Genomic DNA, 15,926 nt, shown 5'->3' on the forward strand with positions numbered 1-15,926 from the left:
GCGCTCCGGCGCACCGGCGGTCAGCTGCGCAGGGAGTAGCCGAAGTGGCGCAGCCCCGGCAGCGTGAACAGTGACACGACGGCGCGTTGGAGCCTCGGCATGGCACGCCGCCACTCCTCGTCCGGCCGCAGCTGGACCAGGCCTCGGTCGTGCCGGTTGGGGTTGCCGGCCACCGTGTGGGTCGTGTGCATCCTCACGCTGCGCTCGCCGACGAAGGGCGTCCGGCTCGTGTCCAGGCCCAGCATCTGCGCGATCTGCTCGACGGTCTCCCGGGGGCGGTCGACGAAGTCCTCGTAGCGCACGCGCACCACGCGTCCCCGCTCGACCGGCCACCAGAACTCGACGAGGTAGTTCCACACCACCCACATCGCCGACGAACGCCAGAGCTCGAGACGCTCCATCGTGGCGTCGTCGTCGCGGTCGCCCGTGACCTTCACCCGGCGCCACGAGAACGCGTTGGCCCGCGGGTCCCGGACGACGTGCACGACGTAGAGGTCGATGCCGGGCAGCCGCTCGAGGATCTTGCCGTAGGGAGGGAGCTTCGACGAGTCGACGATCACAGCGGGATGCTCGAGCTGCGACAGGGCGGTGTAGAGCGCCGCGATCTTCTCGTCGTTGGGGTGCGGTGGCACCGCCGGCCGGCCCCGGAGCTGTCGCACCACCATCGAGGGAATGCGCAACATCCGCAGGCGGGAGAGCAGGTCCCGCGACACCGCGCCCGCGTCGGGCGGCGTCGCGCCGCAGTACGCGTGCTCGACGACGGCCTTCCACACCGGGCACTCGCTGAACGGCAGACCGCAACCACACCGGTGGTCCTCGATGAAGCCCCGCTCCCACACGTAGCGCAGCTCGCCGATGGACATCGCGCCGGGAAGCTGACCGAGGATCGTGCTGAGGATCGTCGTCCCGCTCCGCCCCGTTCCGGCGACGAACAGCACCTTCGGTGAGGGCGTCTGGTCGCTCACCGGGAAGTCCCCGAGCGTGCGCCGACCGAGGGCGGGGCCGGTCGGCCCCTTCTGGCCGCGGCTCGCTCGTAGACGGAGTCGAGCCGCGACAGGTGGGCCTCGGCCGAGAAGTCCTGCTCCAGCCGGCGCCTCCCCGCCATGCCCATGGCCAGGGCGTGGTCGGGATCTGCCTCGAGTCGGGCGAGCGCCTCTGCGAGGCGTGCGTCGTCGTCGGCCGGCACGACGAGACCGTGGACGCCCGGCTCGACGAGCTCCGGCATCCCACCCAGGTCCGTGACCACCACGGGCGTCGAGGCGGCGAAGGCCTCGAGGATCGTCATCGGCTGGTTCTCGTACCAGCGGGAGGGGACCAGCAGTGCGCGACTGCGCCGCACGAGCGTCCCCAGCTCGCTCGCGCTCAGGCGGCCGTGGAAGACGACGCGGCCGGGTGCGACCTGGGCCGCCAGCTCTTCCAGGCTCGTTCGCTCCGGGCCGTCCCCCGCGACGTGGAGCACGCTCGCCCCCGGCAGGCGGCCGATCGCCCGGACGGCCGTGTCGATGCCCTTCTCGTGCGAGAGCCGACCCGCGACGACGAAACCCTCCCCGGCTTCGGGAGCGTGCGTGAGTGCGGGGATGTGGGTGAAGTTGTTGACCACGGTGATCCGGTCCTCGGCGATGCCCTGGCGCGCCATCACGGCGGCGAGGAACCGGCTGGGGCTGACGAACTGGTCGACGGTGCCGTACGCGTCGAGAGCCCGGTGGACGCCGGACTCCACGGCGAGGACGACGCTGCCGACGAGTGAGCCGTTCTTGCAGCGTCGGACCGCGGCGTGCCAGGTCCCGTGCCCCACGCAGGCGTCGCACGGTCGTCCGTGGTCGAGCATCTGGTAGTTCGGGCAGGCGAGCTTGTAGTCGTGCAGGGTCATGACGCACGGGATGCCGGCGCGGCTCACCGGGCGCAGGACCGAGGGCGAGAGCTGGTGGTAGACGTTGTGGCAGTGCACCACGTCGGGCCGGAACTCGCGGATCGCCTGTTCGATCCCGCGGGCGCTGGAGGTCGACCACACCATCCGGGCCGACGCCATCAGCCCGGACAGCCCGGCGGGCGCGGGCTCGAGCTCCACGAACGGCGGGAACGTCCCGCCCAGCGGCTGAGGGGTGTCGTTCTCGGGGTGCTGCATCCCGAAGAAGCCGACCTCGTGTCCGGCGGAGCGTTGCAGGGCTGCGACGTCCAGCATGTATCCCTCTGCGCCCCCGCGCCGGTAGAGGAACTTGTTGACGTGAAGAATGCGCATCACATTCCCTCCTGACCCCGCACAGTTGACCACACGTCTGGCCGCTATGTCCGTGAATCGTGCACAACGCCAGATCCTTTAGGCATGCTTGGCGCGTTTCGCCGTTTCTCCCGTACGAGTTCCGGGGCCGATCAATAATGAGCGAGGACAGCATCGGCTCTGGGGCGCCACCGGGGGGGGTGGGGACCGCCTGCTGTCGATGTTCACGGAGGGGGACCTGGCAGCGTGGCACGATCCGTGGTGGCTACTGCACGACGAACGGTGCGCCGTGCGGCGACGTGGCGGCCCAAGCAGGACGGCACCGAGAGCCTGGACGTGGGACGGCTGATCAGCCCGTTCCGTTACGACGTCGTCGTCCGGGCACAGCTGTTCGACGCGGTCGCCGACCGCCCCGAGGGCGGCTCGATCGAGGACTTCGTCGCGTCCGTTGCAGGACATCCCTACGCCGTGTGGTTCCGCGAGGTGGAGCTGCGCCGCTTCTTCCCGTGGATGCTGGACGACCGGCGGGAGGTCGCAGCCGCGTACGCCGCTCGCGTGGCCCGCGCCGTGGCGACCTTCGAGTCGTTCCAGCGGCGCGGCTTCGACACCGGCAAGCCGATCATGCTGCGCTGTCTGGCCCACCCCACGACGAGCGACTCGGGGGTGCTCGTCCGTCGAGCGCTGCACCTCGGTGACGGGGGGCACCGCCTTGCGCTGCTCTACCGCTCGGGAAGCCGGCTGGAGCCGTCGATGCACCGGATCGACCCACGCCCGAGCAAGGTCATCGACAACACCGCGATCCTCGCGCCCGCGCTCGGGCTGCGCGAGGAGGACTACGCCGCCTTCCTCTCCCTGGGTTTCCTCGACGAGAGGGCGAGCTCGCTGGACGCGCTCTGGGTGGCCGTCGAGCAGACCTGCCCCGACCGTCTCGGCGAGCTCGAAGCCCTGGTCGCGGCCCAGTGGCTGGACAGGGTGCAGCCGTGAGCACGTGGTGGGACCGGTACGTGAACCCGCCGACCGGGCCGCAGTCCTCGAGGCAGCACCTGACTCGCAAGGTCGTGCGCCGGATCCACTGGGCCCGCACCGAGGGCATCGGCCGCGTCGTCGAGGAGGACCGGCTGGACCCGCGACCTCGCCTGCGCGCCGCGATCCGCAAGCGCCGGTGGCGCCGGAGCCACCCGCTTCCTCCCGGCTCGGCCGTGCCCGTCTACGTCGTCGGCCTCCAGCGGTCCGGGACCAACATGCTCATGCGCGGGCTCGACGAGGCGCCGGAGACGGAGGTGCGCAACGAGAACGACCGGGCGCTGTTCCACCGCTTCAGGATCCGCTCCATCGACGTGCTGCGTGCGACCGTCCTGGCGAGCAAGCAGCAGTTCGTCTTCGTCAAGCCGATCTGTGACTCGCAGCTGCTCGACACGTTCCTCGACCTCGAGGGGCTCGCCCCTGGACGTGGGGTCTGGGTGTACCGCGAGCCGGACTCCCGGGCCCGCTCGGAGGTGTCCAAGTTCGGGCCGGCCAACCTGCTGGCCCTGCGAGACATCGCGGCGGGCCGGGGCGAGACACGTTGGCAGGGCGAGCGCCTGCCGGAGGAGAGCGTCAGGCTCATCCGGTCGTTCGACCTGGACACGATGACGCCGTTCACTGCGGCGGTCCTCTTCTGGGCCATCCGCAACCGGCTCTACTTCGAGCTCGGGTTCGACCGGCGTGAGGACGTGCTGCTCGTCTCCTACGATGCGTTCGCCGCAGACCCGTCCACGGAGATGCAGCGCCTCTGTCGCTTCGTGGGCGTCACCTACCGGCCCGAGCTCGACGAGCACGTCGACCGCAGGGTCTCCCACGGGACGCAGCCTCTCGACATCGACCCCCGGGTCCGCGCACTGGCGACCGAGGTCCATGCGCGCCTCGAGGCCGCGCGTGAGGCCCAGGACCGCCGGACGGCGGCGGGCAGCGCTCACTCGCCGAGCGAGAGAAGTGCACCGTGAGGACGTCGAAGGCGTGGGTGCTCGCAGTCGCAGCCGTGCTCGTCGCAGGGCTCGTGCTCGGCGCCTGCGACGGGACCGGCACGGGCGGGACGGCGCGGACGTCAGGCGGATCGGCGTCCCAGGGCTCGTCGCCCGGCTCCACCCCGGCCCCGACGGGCCCGGACAGCACGCCCGCGTCCGGGCCCCTCAGCGCGCCGCTGGGGGCGAAGTACGACTGGTCGCGGTTCGACGTCGTCTCGCCGTACCTGAAGACCCTGTCCGGGAGCTCGACCTTCTACGAGCTCGTCTGGTGCGACATCGAGCCGACCGACGGCCAGCAGGACTGGAAGACGATGGACGCCGTCGTGCGCAAGGCGCAGACGGTCGATGCCCGGCTGATGATCAAGATCCGGGTGGGTTCCTGCTGGGCCACCACCCAGTCGAACCCGCAGCACGTGCGCGGCACGAAGAACAAGACCGAGTCGTTCATGCCCAAGGACCTGGACCGCTACCGCGCCTTCGTCACCTCGGTGGTCAAGCGGTACTCCGCCGTGGGCGTCCACACCTATGCCGTCGAGAACGAGGTCAACTCCGAGTCGTTCTGGGGCGGCAGCACATCCGACCTGGAGACCCTGGTCAGGGCCGCGGCGGACTCCATCCGTGCGGCGGACCCCTCTGCCGCCGTCGCCGACCCCGGCATCAGCAGCACGGCCTATGGAGCAGCCATCGCCACGCGCCTGCTCGACCAGGGCAAGGAGGCCGAGGCGGTCAAGGCGTGGAACACCTACTACTCCCGGCGCATCGGCACCCGCGGTGACCAGCTGCCGGCGGTCAACGACGTGGCGGGTCTGCGCGCGGCGCTCGCGTCCCCGCAGTCGACGCGCAACCTCCAGTACCTCGCGCTGGCGGAGAAGCTCCAGAAGGAGAAGGTCGTCGACATCCGGCAGGTGCACTTCTACGAGAGCTGGGAGGCAGCGCCTCTCTTCGTCGGCTACCTGTCGGCCACGACGCCCGCGGGGATGCCCGTCGAAGCCTGGGAGGTCGGCCAGTTCCTCAAGGACGGCAACCTCACCGACGAGAAGCGCGCGGAGGAGCTGGTCAAGACGGTGTCGATCCTGCTGGGCGGAGGCATCCGTCGCGTGCTGTGGCTGCCTCTCGTGATGAACCCGGCTGGGCGCAACAGCGCCGAGCCGCGCTACGGCCTGCTCGACCCCGACGGCTCGACCCGGTCGACCGGCGCCGCCTTCGAGGCGATGGCGCAGGCCTCCGCCGGTGCGAAGGCGACTGCGATCGCGGGCAAGGGCCTGACCGGCGTCGCCCTCGAGAAGAACGGCAAGACCGTGGCGTACGTGTGGAGCACGGGCGGCGACGTCAAGGTCAGCCTCCGGCCCGGCGAGACCGTCAAGCAGATGGGGGCGCCGAGCCCGTCGGCAGCCACGGGCTCTGCCGTGATCGGGTCCACACCCGTCCAGGTCGTCTCCGACCGCACGGCCGCCGAGCTGGTGGGCGCCCTGTGAGGATCGAACCGGACCCGGAGCGGCTCGTCTTCGTCGGCGGTCTGCACCGCAGCGGCACGACGCCCTTCGCGAAGGTCCTCGACGGCCACCCTGATGTGAGTGGCCTGGCGGCCACCGGGGTCCGTGAGGACGAGGGGCAGCACCTGCAGCCCGTCTACCCCAAGGCGAAGGTGCACGGCGGTTCAGGTCGCTTCGCCCACCGGCCGGAGGCGCACCTCACCGAGGCCTCGCCGCTCGCGTCGGCGGCCAGCGCCCAGGCGATGCTGGACAGCTGGGTTCCCTTCTGGGACACCAGCCGCCGGCTGCTCGTCGAGAAGTCGCCGCCCAACATCATCATGGGTCGTTTCCTGCAGGCGCAGTTCCCGGGGTCCGGGCTGATCGTGGTGGTCCGGCATCCCGTGGCCGTCGCCCTGTCCAACAAGAAGTGGCGCCGTCTCGCCTCCACCAACCCCCGCAAGTTCCAGTCGCTGAACCAGATGGTGGAGCACTGGCTGGCCGCCCACCGGATCCTCGCGGCGGACGCCCGGCACCTCGAGCGACTCCTCGTGGTGCACTACGAGCGCCTGATCCAGAGCCCGGCCGAGGAGCTCCAGCGGGTGCAGTCCTTCCTCGGGCTCGAGGAGCCGATCGACTCGTCGAAGCTGAGCTCGAGCCACGGCGACCCCTACGCCGAGCGGTGGGCGTCGTACCGGAGCTGGTGGCGTCCGGGGGGCTGGCAGCGTCGGATCATCGGCTCCCGGCACGCCGAGGAGATCGCCGCCTTCGGCTACGACTGGGCCGACCTGTCCGGCTTCACGCGACCGGCCGGTCCGCTCGGCCTGACCGAGAGCGTCTGAACCGCCGCTGCCGCGACCAGGCGCGGGGGAGCCGTCCGCGCCGGGGGAGGGTGGCGCCTGCGCTGAGCGAGGGTGTCGCCCGGCGCGACTACTCTGGTGGGGCACCCCGTGTCCGGTCGACGTGGGTCAGTCGTGCTGCGCGCGCGCCGTCGTCGTCGATCGCTGCCTGAGAATGTTGGGACGTCTGCTCATGACCGCAACCACCACCCGCACCCCGGCCCGGCTGTCCGGGCTCCTCGACGCCTGGCAGGCCGAGCCCGCTGCCGGCCGCGTGCTCGAGCAGGTGGGGCGCGCCCGGCTCCTCGACGTCTCGGGCAGCGACGGCATCCGGCCGTTCCTCGTGGCGGCGCTGGCACGCACCCTCGGCGAGCAGGGACCGCTCGTCGCGGTGACGGCCACCACCAGGGAGGCCGACGACCTGGCCGCAGCCCTCGGAGCCTTCCTGTCCCCGGATGCCGTCGCAGTCTTCCCGAGCTGGGAGACGCTCCCGCACGAGCGGCTGTCGCCACGCAGTGACACCGTCGGCCGGAGGCTGGCGGTTCTGCGACGCATCGCGCACCCCGATCCGGACGACGCGGCATACGGACCCCTGTCGGTGGTCGTGGCCCCCGTCCGCGCGGTCCTCCAGCCGATCACGAAGGGGCTGGGAGACCTGGTGCCGGTGGCGCTCCGTCCCGGCGACGAGCGCCCGCTGACCGACGTCGTCGAGGCCCTGGCCGCCGCGGCCTACACGCGCACCGACCTGGTCGAGCGCCGTGGCGAGTTCGCCGTGCGCGGCGGCATCCTCGACGTGTTCCCGCCGACCGAGGAGCACCCGGTCCGCATCGAGTTCTGGGGCGACACCGTCGAGGAGGTGCGGTGGTTCAAGGTCGCGGACCAGCGCAGCCTCGAGGTCGCCGAGCACGGTCTCTGGGCCCCGCCGTGCCGGGAGGTCCTGCTCACGGACGAGGTGCGAGCTCGCGCGGCAGAGCTCGCCACGCAGCTGCCCGGGGTCGCCGACATGCTGACGAAGGTCGCGGAGGGCATCGCTGTCGAGGGCATGGAGTCGCTGGCCCCGGCGCTCGTGGACGGCATGGAGTCCGTGCTCGACGTGCTGCCCACCGAGTCGATCGTCGTGCTGGCCGACGCCGAGCGCATCCGCACCCGGGCCCACGACCTCGTCCTCACCAGCGACGAGTTCCTCCAGGCCAGCTGGGCCAACGCAGCCGCCGGCAACGACGTGCCGGTCGACCTGCAGTCGGTCCTCGGCACGGCCTCCTACTGGACGCTCGCGCAGCTGCGCGCCCACGCCGTCGCGTCCGGTCGGCCGTGGTGGACCCTGACCCCCTTCAGCTCCGACGCCGAGCTCGTCATCGAGGACGACGACGTCGACGTCCGGCTCTCCCTGGGCACGGTCGACCCCGAGGCGTTCCACGGGGACACGGAGCGGGCGGTCGCCCACCTCAGGGAACGCACCCGCGACGGGTGGCGCGTCGCCGTCGTCACGGAGGGGCCGGGTCTCGCCAAGCGGGTGGAGGAGGTCCTGCGCGAGCACGAGGTGCCCGTCGAGCGGCTCGCCGACGCCGTCCCGAGTGGCCGGGCCCTGGTCGCGACCGCATCGCTCGGCCGGGGCTTCGTCGACGAGGCAGCGCGCATCGAGCTGCTCACGGAGACCGACCTCACCGGTCAGCCGGGCAGCACGTCCACCAAGGACATGCGTCGCATGCCGTCGCGCCGCCGCAACCAGGTCGACCCCCTGCAGCTGCGCCCGGGTGACCACGTCGTCCACGAGCAGCACGGGGTCGGTCGCTTCGTCGAGATGATGCAGCGCACCGTCGCCGGGGCCACCCGCGAGTACCTCGTCATCGAGTACGCCCCGAGCAAGCGCGGCCAGCCCGGTGACCGCCTCTTCGTCCCCACCGACCAGCTCGACCAGGTGACGAAGTACGTCGGCGGCGAGGAGCCCACGCTCAACAAGATGGGCGGCTCCGACTGGACCAAGACGAAGTCGCGGGCCAAGCGCTACGTCAAGCAGATCGCGGCCGACCTGATCCGCCTCTACAGCGCGCGCCAGGCCACGAAGGGACACGCCTTCGGTCCCGACACGCCGTGGCAGCGCGAGCTCGAGGACGCCTTCGGCTACGTCGAGACGCCGGACCAGCTCATCAGCATCGACGAGGTCAAGGCCGACATGGAGAAGCAGGTCCCGATGGACCGCCTCATCTGCGGCGACGTCGGCTACGGCAAGACCGAGATCGCGGTCCGCGCCGCCTTCAAGGCGATCCAGGACGGCAAGCAGGTGGCGGTGCTCGTGCCGACGACGCTGCTCGTCAGCCAGCACCAGCAGACCTTCTCCGAGCGCTACGCCCAGTTCCCGGTCAAGGTCGCCTCGCTCTCACGCTTCCAGAGCGACAAGGAGGCCAAGGACGTCATGGCCGGCATGGCCGACGGCACCATCGACCTCGTCATCGGCACGCACCGCCTGCTCGCCAAGGACGTCACGTTCAAGGACCTCGGCCTCGTGATCATCGATGAGGAGCAGCGCTTCGGCGTCGAGCACAAGGAGCTGCTCAAGACGATGCGCACGGCCGTCGACGTGCTGTCCATGTCGGCCACCCCGATCCCGCGCACGCTCGAGATGGCGGTCACCGGCATCCGCGAGATGTCCACTCTCGCAACGCCGCCCGAGGAACGCCACCCCGTGCTGACCTTCGTCGGCGCCTACGACGAGAAGCAGATCACCGCGGCGATCCGCCGCGAGCTGCTGCGCGAGGGCCAGGTCTTCTTCGTCCACAACAAGGTGAGCAGCATCGAGAAGGCGGCCGCGCGGCTGCGCGAGCTGGTCCCCGAGGCGCGCATCGCGACCGCCCACGGACAGATGGGCGAGCACAAGCTCGAGCAGGTGGTCGAGGACTTCTGGGAGAAGCGCTTCGACGTCCTGGTCTGCACCACGATCGTCGAGACGGGCCTCGACATCTCCAACGCCAACACCCTCATCGTGGAGCGGTCCGACATGCTCGGGCTCAGCCAGCTGCACCAGCTGCGCGGTCGCGTCGGCCGAGGGCGCGAGCGGGCGTACGCGTACTTCCTCTACCCGCCCGAGAAGCCGATGACCGAGACGGCGCACGACCGCCTGCGCACCATCGCCAGCAACACCGACCTCGGTTCCGGCATGGCCGTGGCCATGAAGGACCTCGAGATCCGCGGCGCCGGCAACCTGCTCGGCGGCGAGCAGTCCGGCCACATCCAGGGCGTCGGCTTCGACCTCTACGTCCGGCTCATCGGCGAGGCCGTGGCCGACTTCCGCGGCGACGCCGTCGACGTGCCGGCCGAGATCAAGATCGAGCTGCCGGTCGACGCCCACCTGCCCCACGACTACGTGCCGGGGGAGCGGCTGCGGCTCGAGGCGTACAAGAAGCTCGCGACCGTCGAGACCTTCGAGGCCGTCGAGGAGATCGAGGCCGAGCTGCGCGACCGCTACGGCGCGCCGCCCAAGCCGGTCCAGAACCTCCTCGAGGTCGCCCGCCTGCGGGTCGTGGCGCGGGCCGCCCGCATCGGCGACATCGGCATCCAGGGCAAGGTCGTGCGCTTCGGTCCGGTCAAGGAGCTGCGCGAGAGCCAGCACCTGCGCCTCATGCGCCTCTACCCCGGCACGATCGTCAAGGAGGCGCTCGGCACGATCCTCGTCCCGGCGCCCATGACCGCCCGCGTCGGCGGCAAGCCGCTTCGCGACGTCGAGGTCCTCACCTGGGCTCGGCAGCTCATCACCGCAGTGCTCCTCGACGACATCGCCGCGGCCGCGAACGCCTCCCGGGGCACGGCCCCCGGCGCGGCCTCGGGGTCGGCGAGATCGACCGCCGGGGCACCGTAGGATGGCACACGCATCCGCCAGAGGAGGAAGTTCGTGAAGGCTAGGTCTGCTCAACCCGCCAGGCGCGTGGCCGTTCTCGGCATCGCCGCGATCGGCGCCGTGTCGCTGCTCGGCGGGTGTGGCTTCGAGACGCGTCAGCAGGCTGCTGCGATCGTCAACGGCGAGGTCATCAGCGAGTCCGACGTGCAGCAGACCCACGACCAGCTGAAGTCGGCCAAGCTCGACTTCGCCGAGAACATCGTCGTCACGGCTCTCGTCGCGGCGCCGCTGCTCAAGGACGCGGTCAGCAAGTCGGGCAGCTGGCAGCCCGACGAGACCTACGCGTCGGTCATCGCCTCGATCCCGAACGCCACCGACACCACGAAGGAGTTCGTGGAGGCGGTCGCCCTGATCCAGTCGCAGAAGATGACGCCCGCCGATGTCGCCGCCTACCGCGCCGACCTCAAGAAGGCCGACATCACCGTCAACCCGAAGTACGGCACCGTCGTGCCGTCCGACGAGGGCCCGGTCTACTTCACGATCGGCCAGAAGACCCCCAACTGGGTCAAGCCCGGCACCAACTCCGCCCCGCCCACTGCCCAGTAGCGACCGCCCAGCCGTGGCCCCACGCGTCGTCCTGCTCGTCACCACCCCCCGCGTCGCGCCGGGCCTGCTCACCCGCGAGGCCTGGACCACGCTCGAGCGGGCGTATGCCGTGTGGGGCCGTCCGGACGAGCCCCAGGTCACCGCCGTGGTCGAGGCCGGCGTCGAGGTGCTGCCCCGGGACGGCGACCACCCCACCGAGCTGGCCCGTGACCTCGTCTCGGCGGCCCGGACCGGCGACGTCGTCTGGGTCGGCTCCTCCGACGGCGACCCCGGACTGAGCGATGCCATCGCGGTCGAGGTCTCCCGCCTGCCGGAGCCGCCCGACGTCGAGCTGCTCATCGGCTCCTTCGACGTCCCCGGCGCCCGGCTGCTCGACGTCGTCGCCGTGATGGACCGGCTCCGCTCGCCCGGCGGCTGCCCGTGGGACGCGGAGCAGACCCACGCCTCGCTCGTGCCCTACCTGCTCGAGGAGGCCCACGAGGCGATCGAGGCCATCGAGAGCGGCGACCCCGCCCACATGCAGGAGGAGCTGGGGGACCTGCTGCTCCAGGTCGCCTTCCAGGCCCGGGTCGCCGAGGAGCACCCGAGCGAGCCCTTCGGCATCGACGACGTCGCGGGCTCGCTCGTCGACAAGCTCGTTCGGCGCCACCCCCACGTCTTCGCCGACGTGCAGGCCGACACGGCCGACGAGGTGGCCGACAACTGGGCCGCCATCAAGGCGGGCGAGAAGCCGCACCGCACCCACCCGCTCGACGGCGTGCCGGCCGCCCTGCCGGCGCTCGCGCGAGCCGACAAGGTCGTGTCCCGGCTCGAGAAGGCCGGTCTCGGCGACGTGGTCGACGCGGCGGCGACGGGTGACGACGTCGGCGCCCGGGCCCTCGCGCTCGTCCGGGCTGCCCGCGCCGAGGGCGTGGACGCCGAGGCCGCCCTGCGCGCCACGCTGCGACAGCTGCACGCCGCCGTCGTGCTCCCGCCGCACGAGAGCGGCTGAGGGCGCCACCCGGCATACGCCGTCGGCCGGTGTCTCCGGCAGGAGTACCTGCACCGGCGTCGGCACGGAGGGGAGAGCGTGCCGACACCGGTGAGGAGTCGGTGGCAGTGGCGTCGTCAGTAGGCCCCGTGTGAGGCGAAGACCGCTTTGACCGTCCGGGCCAGGATGGTGAGGTCCTGGACGATCGACCAGTTGTCGACGTAGTAGAGGTCGAGGCGCACCGTGTCGTCCCACGACAGGTCGCTGCGGCCGGAGACCTGCCACAGGCCGGTGAGCCCGGGCCGCACGTGGAGCCGGCGCTGGACGTCGGTCTCGTAGCGGCGCACCTCCGCCGGCAGGGCCGGCCTCGGCCCGACGAGGCTCATGTCACCGTTGATGACGTTGACCAGCTGCGGGAGCTCGTCGATGGAGAACCGACGCATGAAGGCACCGACCTTCGTGACGCGGGGGTCGTTCTGCGCCTTGAAGAGCACTCCTCCCGCGTTCTTGTTCAGGTGGCTGATGCTCGAGAGCCGCGCCTCCGCGTCGACGACCATGCTGCGGAACTTCAGGCACTCGAAGAGCTGGCCGTCACGGCCCACCCGGGTCTGGCGGAAGAGCACCGGACCTCCGTCCTGCAGCTTGGTGAGCAGCGCGAAGACGATCATCACCGGCAAGGCGAGCAGCAGGGCGAGCGTGGCTCCCACGAGGTCGAAGGCGCGCTTCAGGCCGCGGGAGGCGGCAAGGCTCTGCGGCGGTTCGACGTGGACCAGCGGTAGGCCGCCGACCGGACGCATCGCCATCCGACCGGACGAGATGTCACTCAGGCTGGGGACGACCGCCATCTGCACGTCGTGGCCCTCGAGGTCCCAGGCGATCCGCCGGAAGTCGACGGGCGAGGGGAAGGCTCCCTCGGCGAACAGCACCAGGTCGGCCTCGGAGGCGAGGGCGTTCTGCGCGGTCTCGTGGGTGAAGCCGATGACGGGGACGCCCCCGGGTGTGGCGTCGACGGACCGCGCCGACGGCACGAGCGCTCCGAGGATCTGGTAGCCCAGCCACTTCTCGCGGCGCAGGACCGCCGCGACCTCGTCGACGCGTTCCTGGGCGCCCGAGATCAGCACCTTCGTCAGCAGGTGCCCGCGCCGGCGGAGGTTCTTCACCACGCGACGGGCAGACCACCGCCACACCACCAGCAGGGGTGCGCCGATGGAGAACAGCAGGACGAAGAAGGCCCGGGAGAGCTCGAACTTCGTCAGGTAGCTGGCGATCCCCACGAGGCTCGCCGTGAGCCCTGCCGCCCCCAGCACCCGGGCGTACTCCACGGTGCCGACCCCCAGGTGCGGCCTGGCGTACGTCCCCCGCATGGCGTTCGCCAGCATCCAGACCCCGAGGATCCACGGTCCCAGCGAGACCGCGATCGAGTTGACGTCGCCGGAGGTCGGCACCACCGGGACGTCGAAGCGCATCGCCGCAGCGAGCAGCGTCGCTGTCCCGATGACGAAGACGTCGCCGGTGGCGATGGCCAGCTGCAGCAGTCGTTCGCTGCGTGCCCTGGCGGTCGTACGTCGTGCATCCACTCTCGCGCTGAGGTCCAGGAGAATCGTTCCTGGCTGACCGACAGCTTGACCCATGAGTACCAACCCCCCGCTGGCCTCGCACATCCGCTATGAAGTGTCACCCCCCCGGCGACTACTTCGGAGTATGTCCCGTCGCTGGGAGCCCGAGGTAAAGAATCTGTAAACTCCTCGTCGGTTTGGCGGCGTTTGGACGACGGTGTCAGTAATGTCTGTCAGCCTTTGCTGCACTTGGGCCCAGGGTCCACGTCGTGGACGACCACCGCGTCGGTGACGGACCACCGCGGGGCGACCGACTAGGCTGCGGACGGTATCGGGACGCGTCGTGCGCCAGTCGCCACGGTGGCCTGCGCGCGGTCCCGGTCGACGCGTCCGCGCGACCGCTGCGGACGTCAGAGGCGAATGCACAGGAGAGCCACAGTGGCCAGCATTGAGGAGATTGGCGCCCGCGAGATCCTGGACTCTCGCGGCAACCCCACGGTCGAGGTCGAGATCCGACTCGACGACGGAACGTTCGCTCGCGCGGCCGTCCCGTCGGGTGCCTCGACCGGCGCCTTCGAGGCCTCTGAGCGCCGTGACGGCGACAAGGGGCGCTACCTCGGCAAGGGCGTCGAGCAGGCCGTCGACGCCGTGATCGAGGAGATCAACCCGCGCCTCGTCGGCTTCGACGCGAGCGAGCAGCGCCTCGTCGACGCCGAGATGACCGCCCTGGACGGCTCGTCCAACAAGGAGAACCTCGGCGCCAACGCCATCCTCGGCGTCTCCCTGGCCGTGGCCCACGCGGCGGCCGAGTCGGCCGGCCTGCCACTCTTCCGCTACGTCGGCGGGCCCAACGCCCACGTGCTCCCCGTCCCGATGATGAACATCCTCAACGGTGGGTCGCACGCCGACTCCAACGTCGACATCCAGGAGTTCATGATCGCGCCGATCGGCGCGCCCACCTTCCGCGAGGCCCTGCGCTGGGGCACCGAGGTCTACCACTCGCTCAAGAAGGTCCTCCACGACCGGGGCCTGGCCACCGGCCTCGGCGACGAGGGCGGCTTCGCGCCCAACCTCGAGTCCAACCGGGCCGCTCTCGACCTCATCCTCGAGGCCATCCGCGCAGCCGGCTACGAGCCGGGACGCGACATCGCGCTGGCCCTCGACGTCGCCGCCTCGGAGTTCTACGAGGACGGCTCCTACGCTTTCGAGGGTGCCGGCAAGTCGGCCGACGAGATGGTCGCCTACTACGCCGAGCTCGTCGCCGCCTACCCGCTGGTCTCCATCGAGGACCCGCTCAACGAGGAGGACTGGGACGGCTGGAAGTCCATGACCGAGCTGCTCGGCAGCAAGGTCCAGATCGTCGGCGACGACCTCTTCGTCACCAACCCCGAGCGCCTCGCCCGCGGCATCGGCTCCGGCACGGCCAACGCCCTGCTCGTCAAGGTCAACCAGATCGGCACGCTGACCGAGACCCTCGACGCCGTGACGCTGGCCCAGACCAACGGCTACCGCTGCATGATGAGCCACCGCTCGGGCGAGACCGAGGACGTGACGATCGCCGACCTCGCCGTCGCGACCAACTGCGGCCAGATCAAGACGGGTGCGCCGGCCCGCTCGGAGCGTGTCGCGAAGTACAACCAGCTGCTGCGCATCGAGGAGGAGCTCGACGACGCCGCCGTCTACGCCGGCGCCGGTGCCTTCCCCCGCTTCGACGCGAGCCGCTTCGGCGCCGAGGGCTGATCCCGGTGGCCGACCGCACGCCGTCCCGCCCCGGCCGCCCGTCGTCGACGGGCCGTCCGGCCGGGGGCGCGCGGCCGGCCACCGCCCGCCAGACCCCGCGGGCGTCCTCCACCTCCGGCGCCGCTTCGAGCGCCGCCCGTCGCCCCTCCGCGACGCGGCCCGGCCAGCCCCGGGCGGCTGCAGCCCGCTCCAACCGTCCCGGGGCGGGCAAGGAGCGCCCGGCCCTCGCGGCCCGCCCACGCACCCCGCAGACGAGCCCACCGTCGGCGTCGACCGCCTGGGTGCGCGGCGTCATCCTCCTCGGGATCCTCGTCATCCTCGCCGTGACGATCGTCCCCACGCTCCGCTCGCTCGTCCAGCAGCGCGGCGACACGGCAGCGATGCAGGACAAGGTGGCCGCGCAGCGCGCGACCGTCGAACAGCTCCAGCACGAGGCGGCGCTCTGGAAGGACCCCGCCTTCATCGAGGTGCAGGCCCGCGAGCGCCTCAAGTTCGTCCGTGTCGGCGACCGCGCCTACACCGTCATCGACCCCGACGCCGACGCCAAGGCCGCGCCCGCCCCCGCTCGCCCGGTCGTCGCCGCACCCATGGCCAACGCCGCGTCGCCCTGGTATGGCAAGGTGTGGCAGTCGATCCAGATCGCCGACCGTCCGACCGCGGGTGTCACACGTCCGAAGTGACGCGCGGTCGGCT

Annotated in this window: 12 protein-coding genes; 9 read left to right on the forward strand and 3 right to left on the reverse strand. The window is 71.2% G+C overall.

Annotated elements, in window-relative coordinates; translation table 11 throughout:
- Positions 1–20: 20 nt before the first annotated feature.
- Both ABD241_RS00255 and ABD241_RS00260 read right to left on the reverse strand, forming a co-directional pair.
- Entirely contained in the window at positions 21–965 is a 945-nt protein-coding gene (locus ABD241_RS00255; protein ID WP_344057262.1) for a sulfotransferase, read from the reverse strand.
- A complete protein-coding gene (locus ABD241_RS00260; RefSeq protein ID WP_344057263.1) occupies positions 962–2,239 on the reverse strand; it encodes a glycosyltransferase in 1,278 nt (425 codons plus the stop codon). The genes ABD241_RS00255 and ABD241_RS00260 overlap by 4 nt, the downstream gene beginning before the upstream one ends.
- Before the next feature lie 240 nt (positions 2,240–2,479).
- Between ABD241_RS00260 and ABD241_RS00265 the strand changes: the two genes are divergently transcribed.
- The 7 genes from ABD241_RS00265 (at position 2,480) to ABD241_RS00295 (ending at position 11,958) form a co-directional block, all read left to right on the forward strand.
- Positions 2,480–3,202, forward strand: coding sequence for a hypothetical protein (locus ABD241_RS00265; protein ID WP_344057264.1), 723 nt, complete (start codon positions 2,480–2,482; stop codon positions 3,200–3,202).
- A complete protein-coding gene (locus ABD241_RS00270; RefSeq protein ID WP_344057265.1) occupies positions 3,199–4,200 on the forward strand; it encodes a hypothetical protein in 1,002 nt (333 codons plus the stop codon). Before ABD241_RS00265 ends, ABD241_RS00270 begins: the two co-directional genes overlap by 4 nt.
- Complete coding sequence (locus ABD241_RS00275) at positions 4,197–5,696, forward strand: hypothetical protein (protein ID WP_344057266.1); 1,500 nt, start codon at positions 4,197–4,199, stop codon at positions 5,694–5,696. Before ABD241_RS00270 ends, ABD241_RS00275 begins: the two co-directional genes overlap by 4 nt.
- Entirely contained in the window at positions 5,693–6,532 is an 840-nt protein-coding gene (locus ABD241_RS00280) for a sulfotransferase family protein (protein ID WP_344057267.1), read from the forward strand. Before ABD241_RS00275 ends, ABD241_RS00280 begins: the two co-directional genes overlap by 4 nt.
- Positions 6,533–6,722: 190 nt before the next feature.
- Complete coding sequence (gene mfd / locus ABD241_RS00285; RefSeq protein ID WP_344057268.1) at positions 6,723–10,382, forward strand: transcription-repair coupling factor; 3,660 nt, start codon at positions 6,723–6,725, stop codon at positions 10,380–10,382.
- Between the two features lie 33 nt (positions 10,383–10,415).
- Complete coding sequence (locus ABD241_RS00290; RefSeq protein ID WP_344057269.1) at positions 10,416–10,967, forward strand: SurA N-terminal domain-containing protein; 552 nt, start codon at positions 10,416–10,418, stop codon at positions 10,965–10,967.
- Between the two features lie 13 nt (positions 10,968–10,980).
- Complete coding sequence (locus ABD241_RS00295) at positions 10,981–11,958, forward strand: nucleoside triphosphate pyrophosphohydrolase (protein WP_344057270.1); 978 nt, start codon at positions 10,981–10,983, stop codon at positions 11,956–11,958.
- A 116-nt stretch (positions 11,959–12,074) separates the two neighbouring features.
- Here the strand turns inward: ABD241_RS00295 and ABD241_RS00300 are convergent, their stop codons facing one another.
- A complete protein-coding gene (locus tag ABD241_RS00300) occupies positions 12,075–13,514 on the reverse strand; it encodes a sugar transferase (protein ID WP_344057271.1) in 1,440 nt (479 codons plus the stop codon).
- Positions 13,515–13,931: 417 nt separating this feature from the next.
- Here ABD241_RS00300 and eno point away from each other — a divergent pair, with 417 nt between their 5' ends.
- Both eno and ABD241_RS00310 read left to right on the forward strand, forming a co-directional pair.
- Positions 13,932–15,233, forward strand: coding sequence for a phosphopyruvate hydratase (gene eno, locus ABD241_RS00305; protein WP_344057272.1), 1,302 nt, complete (start codon positions 13,932–13,934; stop codon positions 15,231–15,233).
- 5 nt (positions 15,234–15,238) lie between these two features.
- Positions 15,239–15,913, forward strand: coding sequence for an FtsB family cell division protein (locus ABD241_RS00310; RefSeq protein WP_344057273.1), 675 nt, complete (start codon positions 15,239–15,241; stop codon positions 15,911–15,913).
- Positions 15,914–15,926: the final 13 nt, after the last annotated feature.

Origin of the sequence: Terrabacter lapilli (genome assembly GCF_039531305.1) — a bacterium.
Classification (GTDB): domain Bacteria; phylum Actinomycetota; class Actinomycetes; order Actinomycetales; family Dermatophilaceae; genus Terrabacter; species Terrabacter lapilli.

Bases quoted from the DNA above. Each gene is read 5' to 3' on its own strand.
- ABD241_RS00260 (WP_344057263.1), bottom strand. From the start codon at position 2,239: ATGCGCATTCTTCACGTCAACAAGTTCCTCTACCGGCGCGGGGGCGCA.
- mfd (WP_344057268.1), top strand. From the start codon at position 6,723: ATGACCGCAACCACCACCCGCACCCCGGCCCGGCTGTCCGGGCTCCTC.